General features: G+C 74.3%; 12 protein-coding genes. 5 read left to right on the top strand and 7 right to left on the bottom strand.

Features of this window, described 5'->3' with window-relative positions; translation table 11 throughout:
* On the top strand, window positions 1-197 hold a 197-nt coding region (locus tag KBX39_RS08640; RefSeq protein WP_210869915.1), incomplete at its 5' end, for a response regulator transcription factor.
* 6 nt (window positions 198-203) lie between these two features.
* On the opposite strand, the gene KBX39_RS08635 is transcribed toward KBX39_RS08640, so the two are convergent.
* Complete coding sequence (locus KBX39_RS08635; protein WP_043329151.1) at window positions 204-1,094, bottom strand: L,D-transpeptidase family protein; 891 nt, start codon at window positions 1,092-1,094, stop codon at window positions 204-206.
* Window positions 1,095-1,167: 73 nt separating this feature from the next.
* Window positions 1,168-2,613 (bottom strand): alpha-amylase family protein, encoded by a 1,446-nt coding sequence (locus KBX39_RS08630; RefSeq protein ID WP_113972627.1) that lies wholly within the window; start codon window positions 2,611-2,613, stop codon window positions 1,168-1,170.
* A gap of 240 nt (window positions 2,614-2,853) precedes the next feature.
* Here KBX39_RS08630 and KBX39_RS08625 point away from each other — a divergent pair, with 240 nt between their 5' ends.
* The 4 genes from KBX39_RS08625 to KBX39_RS08610 are packed head-to-tail and all read left to right on the top strand — an operon-like array spanning window position 2,854 to window position 7,586.
* Window positions 2,854-4,578 (top strand): hypothetical protein, encoded by a 1,725-nt coding sequence (locus tag KBX39_RS08625; RefSeq protein ID WP_312246868.1) that lies wholly within the window; start codon window positions 2,854-2,856, stop codon window positions 4,576-4,578.
* Window positions 4,575-6,044, top strand: coding sequence for an NADH-quinone oxidoreductase subunit NuoF family protein (locus KBX39_RS08620; protein WP_043329155.1), 1,470 nt, complete (start codon window positions 4,575-4,577; stop codon window positions 6,042-6,044). The genes KBX39_RS08625 and KBX39_RS08620 overlap by 4 nt, the downstream gene beginning before the upstream one ends.
* A gap of 16 nt (window positions 6,045-6,060) precedes the next feature.
* Entirely contained in the window at window positions 6,061-6,645 is a 585-nt protein-coding gene (locus KBX39_RS08615) for a redoxin family protein (protein ID WP_210869913.1), read from the top strand.
* Window positions 6,642-7,586, top strand: a complete 945-nt coding sequence (locus KBX39_RS08610; protein ID WP_210869911.1) for a cytochrome c biogenesis CcdA family protein — start codon at window positions 6,642-6,644, stop codon at window positions 7,584-7,586. Before KBX39_RS08615 ends, KBX39_RS08610 begins: the two co-directional genes overlap by 4 nt.
* Here KBX39_RS08610 and serS read toward each other — a convergent pair.
* The 5 genes from serS to KBX39_RS08585 form a co-directional block, all read right to left on the bottom strand.
* A complete protein-coding gene (gene serS, locus KBX39_RS08605; RefSeq protein WP_043329159.1) occupies window positions 7,573-8,856 on the bottom strand; it encodes a serine--tRNA ligase in 1,284 nt (427 codons plus the stop codon). The genes KBX39_RS08610 and serS overlap by 14 nt on opposite strands.
* 457 nt (window positions 8,857-9,313) lie before the next feature.
* The gene (locus KBX39_RS08600) at window positions 9,314-10,426 is read right to left on the bottom strand and encodes a MerR family transcriptional regulator (RefSeq protein ID WP_210869909.1); all 1,113 of its coding nucleotides are present in this window, start codon (window positions 10,424-10,426) and stop codon (window positions 9,314-9,316) included.
* A 31-nt stretch (window positions 10,427-10,457) separates the two neighbouring features.
* Window positions 10,458-11,633 carry a trans-acting enoyl reductase family protein gene (locus KBX39_RS08595; RefSeq protein WP_210869908.1) on the bottom strand — a complete coding sequence of 392 codons (1,176 nt, stop codon included), beginning with the start codon at window positions 11,631-11,633 and terminating at the stop codon, window positions 10,458-10,460.
* Window positions 11,634-11,664: 31 nt separating this feature from the next.
* Window positions 11,665-12,801 carry an alcohol dehydrogenase catalytic domain-containing protein gene (locus KBX39_RS08590; RefSeq protein ID WP_210869906.1) on the bottom strand — a complete coding sequence of 379 codons (1,137 nt, stop codon included), beginning with the start codon at window positions 12,799-12,801 and terminating at the stop codon, window positions 11,665-11,667.
* Window positions 12,798-13,184, bottom strand: coding sequence for a hypothetical protein (locus tag KBX39_RS08585; RefSeq protein ID WP_231915630.1), 387 nt, complete (start codon window positions 13,182-13,184; stop codon window positions 12,798-12,800). Before KBX39_RS08585 ends, KBX39_RS08590 begins: the two co-directional genes overlap by 4 nt.
* Window positions 13,185-13,510: the final 326 nt, after the last annotated feature.

The following is a 13,510-nucleotide window of genomic DNA, read 5'->3' as shown; positions in this document are numbered from 1 at the left end:
GCCCGCTCACCGAGCGGGAGACCGAGGTGCTGCGTACGGCGCGCGGCGGCGGCACGGTGGCCGAGCTGGCGGCGACGTTGCACCTGTCCGAGGGGACCGTACGCAATCATCTTTCCGCAGCCATCGGCAAGACCGGCGCCCGCAACCGGGCCGACGCGGTGCGGGTGGCCGAGGCCAACGGCTGGCTGCTGGGCTGAGCCCGGTCAGGGCAGGCGGTCCACCACGACGAAGGCGGTGCCCGGCTCGACCTCGGTCAGCAGCAGGCGCTGGGCGCTGCGGGTCAGCCGGATGCAGCCGTTCGTGACGTTCTTGCCGAGCGTGTCGTCGTTGTACCAGCTGTGCAGTCCGATGTGGGCGCCGCGCAGCCCGGTCGGCACCGCACCCGGGTCGTCCGGGATCGCGCCGAGGGCGAAGATGTCGACGCCGCCGTAGACGGCCTCCGGGGGCGGGGTGCGGCCCAGCACGAACGTGCGGCCCAGCGGCGTGAGCTGCCCGGACATGCCGAGGCTGACCGGCCAGGTGCGCATCGCGCGCCCGTCCCGGCTCCAGGTGAGGCGGTGGGTGCGCCGTTCCACCACGATCTGGTCGCGCAGCGCCACCGTGGTCCAGCCGCCCGAGGGCAGCCAGGCGATGGTGCGGTTGGCCGACGGGAGCAGCACGGCGGTCCAGCCGGAGCGGCGTTCGACGATCGGCACGGTGAGCCGTACGCCGTTGATGGTCGGCGCGAGGAAGGCCAGCGGACGGCCGCCCGGCGCGTCGTACGCGGCCACGTTGCGGTTCGGGCGCAGCCCTTCGCCGAGCTGGCGGGTGTCGGCCGGATCCGGGTCGGGCGGGAAGCCGCGCGGCGCCGGGTCGTAGGTGATCACCGGCAGGTCGTCCGGCGGGCGCGCGGCGGGCGGCACCGACTCGTACGGCGACGGGCTCGGCGCGGCGGTCGTGCTCGTGGGCGCGGCGACGACCGGCGTTGACGGGCGCGCGGGCGTGACGGTGAGCGCGCGGCCGACCAGCAGCGCGGTGACGAGCAGCAGCGGTACGGCGAGCGCGGCGATCAGCCAACCGGGAGGTCGGCGCGCGGCAAACCGGTCGAACAGCACGAAACTGACTGTAACCGACCGGAAGCCCCCGTACCCGGTACTACGGGTACGGGGGCTTCGCGGCCCGGGTGGCTCAGCTGAGCTTCGCGCCGATGTGGATGGCGATCGCGTCGTGCGCGGGGACGTTCGCGGCGAACCAGCCGGACGAGTCCACCGTGATCACCGGACCGCTGCACGAGCCGTTGCTGAACGTGCCGTGGACGACGTCGCAGTAGCGGCCGGCCGGCAACCCGGTGTAGTACGAGCGGCCGTTCACCGCGCTGCCCTCGTCGTTGATCGTCAGGTAGCCCTTGCCGGTACGGCTGAACGCGATGTGCTGGTAGCCGTTGTCGTACCAGTTGGAGACCCCGGCGCCCTCGGTGGCGTTGCGGAAGCCGACCATGTTGGCGATGACCGGCCAGCGGTGCTCGCACTCCCAGCCCGAGTAGCAGGTGACGTTGGTGATCCGGTTGCTGCCGTCGGCGGGCGGGCCCTGGTCCCGGCCGCTGTAGGTGAAGCTCGACATCACCGCCGGGGTGCCGTACGGCCAGGCCAGCATGAACGCGTTGGCCAGCGCGTACGTGCCGCGGTCGCGGTAGGTGAGCACGCCGCCCTCGCGCTGGGTGTCGTGGTTGTCGGTGAAGACCACCGCCTTCGCGCTCGACAGGTAGCCCCAGGACTCACCGAAGTTCTTCAGGTACGCCAGCCGCTCGTTGTTGAACATCCGGGCCAGGTCCTTGCCGTACCGGAACTCGTGCACGTCACCGTTGCCGGTGTACTCGGTCGGCTGGATCGGCTCGCCCGCGCCGTAGATGACCTCCTGCACCAGGTACGCGCTGCGGTTCAGCTTGGCCTTGATCGCGGCGATGTCGGCGGCCGGCATGTGCTTGCTGCCGTCCAGGCGGAACCCGTCGACGCCGAGGGAGAGCAGGTCGTTGAGGTACGCGGCGAGCCGGCCGCGCACGTACTCCGACTCGGTCTTGAGGTCGGCGAGGTTGACCAGCTCGCAGTTCTGCACCTCGTACCGGTCGTTGTAGTTGGCGATGTCGTTGTTGCCGTTGCGCCCGCAGTAGTGGAAGTCCTGCGCCGAGTAGATGCCGGGATAGTTGTAGTGGCCGTACGACGAGCCGGCCCACCCGGTGCCGCCGTTCTCCTGCCCGGACATGTGGTTGACCACGGCGTCGACGATCACCTTCACGCCCGCCGCGTGGCACGTGTTCACCATGGACTGGAACTGCGCGCGCGTGCCCTTGCGGGACTCGATCCGGTAGCTGACCGGCTGGTACGACACCCACCACGGGCTGCTGTTGACGTGCTCCTGGGGCGGGGACACCTGCACGTAGCCGTAGCCCTTCGGGCCCAGTGTGCTGGTGCACTCGGCGGCCACCGACGTCCAGTTCCACTCGAAGAGCTGGACGATGACCTTCTTGGCGCCCGGGGTGGCGGCGGTGGCCGGGGGAGCCGCCGCCGTGATCGGGACGAGCAGGCTGGCGGCCAGGCCCAGGGCGAGCGCCGCGGCGCGGAATCGGCGTCGATGCATCAGGACTCCTGCGGGGGGTGCGGGGGATGCGGGGGAGTGGAGCCTGTCTCAGTGCTGGCTTCTTGCAGCCCGCGCTGAAATTTTGCGGCAAGGTTACGAGAATGTTGCAAGGACTGTCAACGTATGGGCATTCGTCGTTGCGTCAGGCGCTACACGCGCGTCCGGACCGGACGGTTCGAAAAACCGGCCGAGAAATTCGCCACCGGAGGTGATCCGTCCGCGCCGTCGCTCCGTACCTGAGTGGGGAGCAGGGTCGGCCGGTGGGGGCGCCGCCGCGAGACGATCGAGGAGCAGATGGCCCGGGCACAGCAGAACGAGAAGACGACGACCGTCCGGACCACCACCAGCAGCCGTGGTGCCCGGACCATGTCGAAGTCCGCGATCGCGGCGCTGACCGCTTCCGCACTCGGCCTCGCGTGGGCCGGAGTGGAGCTGGCCGGCGCCGGCGGGCTCATGTACTCGTACGGATTCTTCTTCACCGAGTTCTTCGCCGGGGTGGTCGCCCTGGTCGCGCTCAGCATCACCGTCATGCTGGGCCTGCTCGCCACCGACCGCCTCGTGCTGCTCATCCGGCACCGCGTGCTGCTCCAGTCCGCGCACCGCGCCACCGGCGTGCTCGGCGTGGCCGGACTGGTCTTCCACGTCATCACCAAGGTGGCGATCGGCCGGGCCGGCCCCACCGACGCGGTGGTGCCGTTCATCGGCGGCGCCGGCCTCTACGTCGGACTCGGCACCGTCGCCGCGCTGCTGATGGTGGGCGTGCTCTGGACCGGAATCGTCCGGGTCCGGTTCGCCGGCGTCGGTCCCAAGTGGTTCTGGCGGGCGCTGCACTCGATGGCCTACGTGTCCTGGCCGTTCGCGCTGGTGCACGGCCTCAACGCCGGCCGGCCCGCGGCGACCTGGGTGCTGCTCAGCTACCTCGCCTGCGTGCTGGCCGTGGTGCTGGCGCTGATGGTGCGGCTCTCCGTCCACCTGGGCAAGCGCAGCCGGGAACAGCACCAGGCCGCCGCGCTCAACAAGGCCATGGCCGGCAAGGCCGAGGAGCGGACCGGCGTGTTCGCCGTGCTCACCCGCAAGAAGGACAGCGCCAAGGAGGACAGCGGCGCCGGCCGGGGCCGCTGGGCCGAGGCCACCGCCACCTGGACCGCGCCGGCCGGCACCGCCCGGCGGCGCGACCCCGAGCGGTTCGCCGTACCCGTGGTGCCGGAACCCGGGTCGCTGCGGGAACCGGTCCGCGCGGCCGCCCGCCGCCGCGACGAGGAGCGCGAGCCGGTCCTCTTCGACCGGGACGAGGAACTGGTGCCGGCACGCCGGTCCGACAGTGAACGCTCCCGCCGTCGTCGCCGGTCCGAGGAGGAGCCGGCGGGCCGCCGGTCCCGCACCGACGAGGAGCGGGTGAGCCGCCGGTCCCGGACCGACGAGGAGCGGGTCGGTCGCCGCTCCCGGGCCGACGAGGACGTCGCCGCCCGCTACTCGGCCCCGCCGGAGAGCGGTGGCCGCCACTCCGCGCCCCCGGACACCGGGGGCCGCCACTCCGCCCCGCCGGACAGCAGCCGGTACGCCACCCCGGCCGAGGTGGCCCGCTACTCCGCGCCGCCGCGTGCCGGCAGCGAGCCGGAGGAGCCGTGGGACAGCCCGCGCCGCTGGGAGACCCGCCCGGTCTCCGGTGAGCCGATCTCGGCCGGGCCGATCTCCGGCAGCCCGATGTCGGCGCAGCCGCTCAGCGGATCCGGCCGGCGCTACCGGGACGAGGAGGACGTGCCGGAGGAGCCGGACTACTGGCGCCCGCCGGCCCGCTACGACGCCGACGAGGCGTTCGTGGACGACACCCCGACGCTCGTCGACCTCGCCTCCCGTCGCGCCATGCGGGCCGGCAAGGACAGCCGGTCCGGCCGTCGCAAGCGGGCCGACGCGGACGCGGTCGACGGGGCGTACTGGGCCGGGCTGCGGGGTGAGGCCCGGTGACGCGGCAGACCACGGTCCCACCGGTCGCCTGCGTCGGCGAGCCCCGCCTGACCGCCGGGTTCGCCGAGTTCGGCCGGCTCGACCTGCTCGCCCACGAGGAGGTGCACGGCCCGATCGGCCCGATGGAACCGGCGGCGCTGCTGCGGCTCGCCGAAGCCATCGACCTCAAGGGCAAGGGCGGCGCGGGCTTCCCGTTCGCCCGCAAGCTGCGCGCGGTGCTGGAGTCCTGCGAGCGGCAGGACCTCTCCGCCGTGGTCGTCGTCAACGCCACCGAGGGGGAACCGGCGAGCTGGAAGGACAAGGTGCTGCTCACCCGCGCCCCGCACCTGATCCTGGACGGCGCCGCGCTGGCCGCGTTCGCGCTGGACGCGGAGGAGATCGTCATCGGCGTCGCCGACGACGACGTGGGCCGGCCCTCGCTGGCCGAGGCGCTGCAGGAACGCCGGATGCCGGTGCCCACCACGATCGTCACGGTGCCGCACCGGTTCATCTCCGGCGAGGGCGGCGCGCTTGTCAACGGCATCAACGGCCTGCCGCACATCCCGCCCGGCACCAAGAAGCGCTCCAGCGACTCCGGCGTCGGCGGGCTGCCCACCCTGCTGTCGAACGCCGAGACGTACTCCCAGCTCGCCGTCGCCGCCCGGATCGGCCCGTACGAGTACGCCGCGCTCGGCACCGACGACGAGCCCGGCACCGTGCTGCTCACCGTCACCGGGTCGGCGAAGCGGCCCGCCGTGGTGGAGTGCGCCGCGGGCACCCCGCTACGCGAGATCCTCGACCTGTGCGAGGTGCCGCCCGGCCCGGGCATCCTGATGGGCGGCTACCACGGCAAGTGGATCACTGCGGCGGCGGCGGACCGGGCCGAGGTGTCCCGCAAGGGGCTCACCGCCGTCGGCGGCACGCTCGGCGCCGGCATCATCGTGCCGCTCGGCGCCGACACCTGCCCGCTCGGCGAGGCCGCCCAGGTCGTGCGGTACCTGGCCGGTGAGTCCGCCGGGCAGTGCGGCCCGTGCAAGATGGGCCTACCCGACCTGGCCCGCTCGGTCGACCTCGCGGTCTCCGGCAGCGCCCCGGTCGAGCTGGTCCGCGCCGCGGCCGGGGACGTCAAGGGACGCGGCGCGTGCAGCCACCCGGACGGCACCGCCCGGTTCGCGCTGTCCGCCATGGAGGTGTTCGCCGACGACCTGCGGCTGCACGCCACCGGCGAGGGCTGCGGCAAGCGGGTCAAGGGCACGATGGGCCTGCCCGGCGCGCCCGACGCCAACCCGCAGAAACTCACGCTCGACTGGTCCCGTTGCGACGGCCACGGGCTCTGCGCGCACGTGGTGCCGGACTTCATCCGGCTCGACGGCAACGGCTACCCGGCGTTCCCGCCCACCCCGGTGCCGACGTGGCTGCGCGAAGGCGCGCTCAAGGCGGTAAAGGTCTGTCCCGAACTCGCGCTTCGCCTGGTCCGGGCCGAGTAGAACCCAGGAGCCGCCGATGCGTACCGCCGTTCGTGTGACCGCCGCCGTCGTACTCGCAGCCACGCTCGCCACCGGCTGCGCGGCCGGGCCCGAGGCCGGGGCGGTGGCACCCGCGGCCCCCGCCGCCGCGCCCCCGGACGTCGCGTCCCCCGCCGCGACGTCGGGCGGGCCGACGTCCGCGCCACCGGCCGCGGTGCCGGCCACGCTGACGTTCACCGGCAAGACCCTCGACGGTACGGCGTTCTCCGCCGCCGACCTGGCCGGGCGGCCGGTGCTGCTCTGGTTCTGGGCGCCCTGGTGCGCCACCTGCGCCAGCCAGGCGTGGACGGTCGCCGAGATCGCCCCCGCCTACCGGGACACGGTCCCGATCGTCGGCGTCGCCGGGCTCGGCGAGCAGAAGGCGATGAAGGACTTCGTCACCGAGTTCGACCTGGGCGGCACGACCCAGATCGACGACCGCAACGGCGCGCTGTGGCGCCGTTTCAAGGTGACCGAGCAGAGCACGTTCGTCGTCCTGGACCGGACCGGCCGGGTCGTCCACCAGGGATTCCTGGACGGTGAGGCGCTCACCCGGCAGGTCGAGACGCTGGCCCGGGGATGACCGGCGCGCTGCTGCTCGCCCTGACCGCCGGCATGCTCGGCGCGGTCAACCCGTGTGGCTTCGCGATGCTGCCCGCGTACCTGTCACTGCTCGTCGCCGGGCCCGACGGCGGGCGCGGCGCGGTCGGCCGCGCGCTCACCGCGACGGCCGCGCTCACCCTCGGGTACGTGCTGGTGTTCGGCGCGTTCGGGCTGGCCGTGGCACCGGCCGCCGACTGGTTGCGCCCTCGGCTGCCGTGGCTGACGGTGACGCTCGGCGTGCTGCTGGCGCTGGCCGGGTGCTGGCTGCTCGCCGGCAAGCGGCTGCCCGCCCCGGGCCCGCTGCGCGTCGCGCCCCGGCTCACCCGCACCTGGCCGTCCATGGTGCTGTTCGGCGCGGCGTACGCGCTCACGTCGCTGAGCTGCGCGATAGCGCCGTTCCTGGCGATCGTGGTGACCAGCATGCGGGCCGGGTCGCCGCTGCGCGGGCTGGCGCTGTTCGGCGCGTACGCGGTGGGCATGGCGCTCGTGGTCGGGGTGGCCGCGCTCGCCGTGGCGCTGCTGCGCGGCCGCGTCGTGGCGCGACTACGCGGCGCGGGCGCCTGGGCGCCGCGTCTGAGCGGCCTGGTGCTCATGGTCGCGGGCGGCTACGTCGCCTGGTACGGCTGGTACGAGGTGCGCCTCGCCCAGGGCCGGTACGACGCCTTCACCGACCCGGTGATCCGCGCCGCCGCCGACATTCAGCAGACCCTGGTGAAGGCCGTCGACACTCTGGGCCCCGCCGTCCTCGCGGCCTTGCTCCTGGCCGCCGTGCTCCTCACCCGCCGCCGCCCCCTTTCCCGCGATCTTGCGGTTGGGGCCCGGGCGGAAGGGGTGAAGCGGACTTCTCGCGGGCCGGAAGTGCAAGATCGCGGGGAAGGGACGGGGACGGCGGCGGCGGGGGAGCGGGTCAGCGCGGGGTGAGGCGGTCGGTGCCGAGCTTGTCGCGCAGGACCTCCGGGACCACCACCGAGCCGTCGGGCTGCTGGTGCTGCTCCAGGATGGCCGGGAACAGGCGGCTGGTGGCCAGCGCCGAGCCGTTGAGCGTGTGCACGAAACGGGTCTGCTTCGCGCCCGGCTCGCGGTAGCGGATCGCCGCCCGGCGCGCCTGGTAGTCACCGGCCCAGGAGACCGACGACACCTCCTTGTACTTGCCGGTGCTCGGCATCCACACCTCGACGTCGAGCGTCTTCTTCATCGAGGCACTGGCGTCACCGGCGGCCAGCAGGCTGGTCTGGAAGTGCAGACCGAGCTTGCCGACCAGGCCCTCGACGTGCCCGACCATCGCCTCCAGCGCCGCGCCCGCCTGCTCCGGCAGCGTGAACTGGAAGATCTCCACCTTGTTGAACTGGTGGCCGCGCACCGTGCCGCGCTCGTCGGAGTGCGAACCGGCCGCCTCGCGCCGGTAGCACGGCGTGTACGCGAACGCCTTCAGCGGCAGCTTCGGCGTCTCCAGGATCTCGTCCTGGTACGCGCCGAGGATCGCCGTCTCCGCCGTGGGCAGCAGGAACTGGCCGCGCGAGGACGACTGCTTGTCGATGTGGTAGACGTCGTCGTGGAACTTGGGGAACTGCCCGGCCGCGTAACCGGCGCTGTCCAGCAGCAGGTGCGGCGGGAGCAGGAACTCGTAGCCGGCCTGGATGTTCTGCTCGATCAGCCAGTTCACCAGCGCCCACTCCAGCCGGGCGCCCAGACCGGTGTACATCCAGAAGCCCGAGCCGCCGAGCTTCACGCCCCGCTCGTGGTCGACCAGGCCGAGCGCGCGGCTCAGCTCCACGTGGTCGCGTACCTTCTCGATGGCCGGCGCCTCACCGAACGTCCGCACCACCCGGTTGGCCTCCTTGCCCCCGGCGACCACGTCGTCGGCGGGCAGGTTCGGCAGCTCGCTCATCACCGCGCGGAGCCGGGACTGCACCTCGTCGAGCTGGGACTCCAGCTCCGCGAGCTGCTTGCGCTCGGCCTCCGGGGCGACCGGCTGCGGCGTGCCGCCGGACCGTTTCGCCTCCGCGTACGCCCGCGCCTCGGCCTTGCGGCGCTGCCGCTCGGCGTCGATCTCCGTGATCAGGGCGCGTCGTTCCTGGTCGAGCCGCTGGATGTCGTCCAGCGTCCGGGTGACCTCGGCGGGATCCAGACGCTTCGCCAGCGCGGTCGCCACCGCCTCGCGATCCTTCCGGATCAACTCCATGTCGAGCATGCTGCTCGTACGCCTCCGTCCAGGCAGTCAGGTGGGACCTCCAGATGCTACCGTCGCGCCCCCGTCGCCCCGGCCCGGCCCGCACAGCCCGCCGCCACGGGGCCCGTTTCGGTGACGGCGCGTGACGGTGGTGCTGTCGGAGGGGGTGTGCTCACAGTCCGTGACGGTGTGCTGGTGCCCGCTCCGACCCGCGTCCGCTGGTGGGCGTGCTGACCTGGTCAATCTGACGGATTCGCCTTCGGGCGGGTGTGCCCCTTCGGCGACTTTGCTCTGCAGCCACCGACGCGGCGTTCGACGCAGCGTCAGCGTCGCGCGGATGGCTGCAGAGCAAAGTCCGCGAGGGGCAAACATCCCGGGGGAGCGTTCGCATCACGCACAGTCACTGACGTCTTCCGCCGGGGCCTGGCGGAGGCCGGGTGGCGGAGCCCGGGTGGCGGAGGCCGGGGAGCGCTGAGCGTCAGAGGCGTACCGGCATCAGGACCGAGAAGGCGTGCGCGTCGTCGGCCCGCCGCACGGCGAGCGGGGCGATCGGCCCGTCCAGCTCCAGCACGAGCTGGCCGTCGCCGGACCCCAGCGCGTCCAGCAGGTACTCCCGGTTGAGCCCAACCCGAAGCGCGTCAGCGCCGGCCGCGCCGGCCGGGTCGACAAGGCGCAGCTCGCCGCGGCCGTCCAGGCCGAGCGCCACGACCTCGTGCTCGACGCCCTCGTGCGCGCGGTGGCAGACCGGGACGCCGTCGGCGGTGAGCGCCGCGCGCAGCGCCGCGCCGTCGACCGGGATCCGGTACGCGGGTACGTCACCGAGCTGCGCGCGCAGCAGCCGGCGGTAGTCCGGGAAGTCGTACGGCAGCGGTACGGCGGTCAGCGGCCGGTCCGCCACCGTGACGGTCACCCGGCCGGGAGCGACGACGACCTCGGCGACGTCCGAGCCGTCGAGGCCCGACACCGAGCCGGCAGCGTCCAGCAGCGCCCGCAGCTCGTCGACGGCGGCCACCGGCAGCAGCACGCTCACCGGCGGGCCGTCGACGGTGCCGGCGACCCGGGCCACGGCGAGCCGGTGCCGGTCGGTGGCGATCAGGTTCACCCCGTCGAGGGCGACCTCCAGCAGCACGCCGGACAGGACCGGCAGCTCGGGGTCGGCGCCGACGGCGAAGCGTACGGCGTCCACGGCGGCGGCCAGGTCGGTGCGGGCCAGCGCGAGGCGGGTGGTCACTGTGGGCTCCTCCGGGTCGATCAGGCAACGGATCCGGGAGAGCTCGCGACGCGCGTCGGCCAGGCCGTCCTCCAGGCGGCGCAGGTGCGCGTCCAGCAGCCGGTGCACCTCGGCCGGCCGGTGCCGGTTCCGCAGCGCCTCGGCGATGCCGGCCAGCGGCATCCCGACCCGGCGCAGCCCGGCCACCAGCCGGGCCGGGTCCACCTGCTCCTCGGTGTACCAGCGGTAGCCGGTCACCGGGTCCACCCGGGCCGGGGCCAGCACCCCGGAACGGTCGTAGAACCGCAGCGCGCTGACCGTCAGGCCACTGGCCCGGGCCAGCTCGCCGATGCTGCGAAGCTCGCTCTCCACGGCCGTCATCCTGTGACCTCAAGCGGGTCGAGGGTCAACCTCACGCCGGCAGCGTGCGGAACGTGATGCCCGCGCGTACCAGCCGGTCCAGCAGCGCGTCGCCCATCGCCGCGACCGGCGTGACCTGCCCGGCGGTCTCCGGCAGGTCGTCGAAGGCCAGGCAGAGCGCCGACTCGGCGAGCATCTTGGCCGTCTCGTCGTAGCCCGGGTCGCCGCCGGCCACCTCGGTCACCACCCGGCGGTCGCCACCGGTGCCCACGAACCGCACCCGGAACCACGACTTGGCCCGCTGCTCGGCGGTCGGGCCCTGCCCGGAGGCGAGCCGTCCGAGCAGCCAGCGCCGCGTCGGCGCCACCTTCACCAGCCCCATCACACCGGCCAGCCCGACACCTGCGACGAGCACCGTGGGCAGCCGCCTCAGCGCGGCGAAGTGCCGGTAGCGGAAGTCCGGGCCGTACTCCGGGCGGGCCGCCGCGGACCGGCGGACCACCTGCGGGTCGATGGTGGGCAGGGGCACCGCCCACTGGCCGAACTCGCGTACCCGGCCGACCTTGCCCGGCACCGCGCGGACCCGGCGCCCGTCGGGCTTCGGCTCCATCGCCCGCCGCGCCCGCGCCGCGCGGCTCGTCTCACCGGTACGGGAGAACGCGGTGAGCGCCGAGTGGTACGTACCGGCGGAGAACCGGCCACCGGCCCGCACGTACCCGTCCACGGCGATCGGCCCGTCTGCGGGCAGTTGCTTGACCGTGTACCAGACGCCCAGGTCGTGCGGGATCGAGTCGAAGCCGCAGGCGTGCACCAGGCGGGCCCCGGTGCGTAGCGCCTCGGCGTGGTGCCGCACGTACATCCGGTCCACGAACTCCGGCTCACCGGTGATGTCGAGGTAGTCGGTGCCGGCCGCGGCGCACGCGGCCACAAGCGGCTCGCCGTGGTGCACGTACGGCCCGACGGTGCTGGCCACCACCCGGGCGCACTCCGCCACCGCGCGCAGCGACGCCGGGTCGGTCACGTCGGCGGTGAGCAGCGGCAGCTCGGCCAGGGCCGGGTCGATCGCGGCGAGCCGCTCCCGCACCGCGGCCAGCTTGTCCGGGTTACGCCCGGCCAGCGCCCAGCGCAGCCGCTCCGGCGCGTGCCGGGCCAGGTACTCGGCGGTCAGCCCGCCGGTGAAGCCGGTGGCGCCGAACAGGACGAGGTCGTACCGACGGTCTGCGCGCATCCGCCGAGTGTGCCATCCACGGCGCTCACCTTCACGGCGTGAAGACCACCCGGACGCAGCCGTCGGCCCGGTCGCGGAACAACGCGTACCCGTCGGTGCCGCGCTCCAGCGGCATCCGGTGCGTGGCCAGATGCTCGGTGACCAGCTCGTCGCGGGCCATCCGGGCCAGCAGCTCCGGGATCGCCGTCGCGCCCCGCCGCCGGGCCGCGCGGACGGCGAGGCCCTTGTCCGCGAGCGCGCCGAGCGGGAACCGGTCCACCACACCGGGCCGGGCGTCGAGCACCACCACGACGCCGCCCTTGCGGCACGCGTGCACCGCCTCGCGCAGCGCCGCCCCGCCGTCCGCCTCGGTCAGCGGCCACCGGTTCGGCTCGGCCGGCACCCCGGAGGCGTCGACGCAGACGTCCGGGCCCCGGCCGCCGCTGCGCTCCCGCAGCTCGGCGAGCACGTCCACGTACCTGTGGTTGAGCGCCTCCACCCCGGCGTGCCGGGCGACCATGCTCAGCCGGTCGTCCCGGTCGTCGACCACGATCACCCGGTCCGCGCCCCGGGCCACCGCCGCCCCGGCGGTGAGCTGGCCGACCGCGCCCGCGCCCCACACCGCCACCACGTCGCCCGGGGCGACCTCGCCCAGCTCCGCGCCGTACCAGCCGGCCGGCGCGGCGTCGGCGGCGAACACCGCGCGGTCGTCGCTCACCGACTCCGGTACGGCGAACGCGCCCACGTCCGCGTACGGCACCCGGACGAACTCGGCGTGGCCACCGGCGAACCCGCCCAGCCGGGCCGGCCGGCCGAAACCGCCCGCTGATGGCTGGCCCCACTCCGGCTCGGCGGTCACGCCGCTCGTGCCGTTGTCGCAGCAGGCGAGCAGCCCCTGCCGGCAGAACCAGCACGCCCCGCAGGCCACCGCGGCGCCCACCACCACCCGGTCGGCGACCCGGTGCCGGAGTACCTCCGTACCGACCTCGACCACCTCGCCGAGGAACTCCCGTCCGAGCACCTCCCCGGCGGACGCCTCGGGCACCCGCCCGTCCAGGAGCGGCAGGTCCGCGCCGCAGGTGATGCTGCGCCGCACCCGCACGATCATGTCCTGGGCGTTGCGCAGCTCCGGGTCCGGGACGTGGCGCACCTCCACCGCGTCGGCCCCGGCCCAGCACAGCGCCCTCATCGCACCGGTCCCGGCCGCTCCAGCGGCGAACGGTCCGCCCGCAGCACCTCGCCGGTCTCCAGGAGCTGCTTGGTCTGCCGCAGCACGTGGCGCAGGTACCGGCCCGGGTCGTCACCGACCAGGTGCGCGGCGAACCCCGGCAACGTGCACTCCCCGCCCAGCGGACGGATCGCCAGCTCCGTGCCGCGACCGCCCGGCGCGGGGCGGGCCCACACCTCGACCGCCCCGTCGAGACGGCGCAGCGGCTCGGGCCACCGTCCGGCCGGGAGCACCCGCTCGGGCTCGGCGGCCACCGTCACCTTCTGCCAGCGCCCCGGCCGTGGATCCGTTGCGGCCCGCTGCGGCAGGCGATCGGCCAGCCTCCGCGCCCCGCCGGCCGCCAGCGCCAGCGCGCCGGCCGCCAGCCGTCTGATCCGCGCCACCTGACCTCCCGAGGTCCCGGCCTCGGGCGGCCGGCGCTGCCCGGCCGGCCGCCCGCGTGCCTCCAGGGTGGGCGAGGGGCGGGTGAGCCGGGGTCGCCCCGAAGGGGTGAACCGGCCCGGTTCGGGTAACCGCTGCCCGCGTCGACAGGGGGAGGGATGCATGCCGGAGGAGGCCGACCAGGTCCGGTTCGTGGCCGCGCCGCACGACACCAGCGAGATCACCGGTACGTCCAATCTGCGTACCGCCGGCATCGATTCGCCCGACCTGGCCGGTGGTCCGCTGCCGG

Source organism: Micromonospora sp. D75, from assembly GCF_018070405.1.
GTDB classification, from domain to species: Bacteria; Actinomycetota; Actinomycetes; order Mycobacteriales; family Micromonosporaceae; genus Micromonospora; species Micromonospora chalcea.
The sequence above is the reverse complement of the archived record's forward strand: the minus strand, read 5'-3'. Positions and strand labels throughout refer to the sequence as shown.

Bases quoted from the DNA above. Each gene is read 5' to 3' on its own strand.
- KBX39_RS08630 (WP_113972627.1), bottom strand. From the start codon at position 2,613: ATGCATCGACGCCGATTCCGCGCCGCGGCGCTCGCCCTGGGCCTGGCC.
- KBX39_RS08615 (WP_210869913.1), top strand. From the start codon at position 6,061: ATGCGTACCGCCGTTCGTGTGACCGCCGCCGTCGTACTCGCAGCCACG.
- KBX39_RS08610 (WP_210869911.1), top strand. From the start codon at position 6,642: ATGACCGGCGCGCTGCTGCTCGCCCTGACCGCCGGCATGCTCGGCGCG.
- serS (WP_043329159.1), bottom strand. From the start codon at position 8,856: ATGCTCGACATGGAGTTGATCCGGAAGGATCGCGAGGCGGTGGCGACC.
- KBX39_RS08600 (WP_210869909.1), bottom strand. From the start codon at position 10,426: ATGACGGCCGTGGAGAGCGAGCTTCGCAGCATCGGCGAGCTGGCCCGG.
- KBX39_RS08595 (WP_210869908.1), bottom strand. From the start codon at position 11,633: ATGCGCGCAGACCGTCGGTACGACCTCGTCCTGTTCGGCGCCACCGGC.
- KBX39_RS08590 (WP_210869906.1), bottom strand. From the start codon at position 12,801: ATGAGGGCGCTGTGCTGGGCCGGGGCCGACGCGGTGGAGGTGCGCCAC.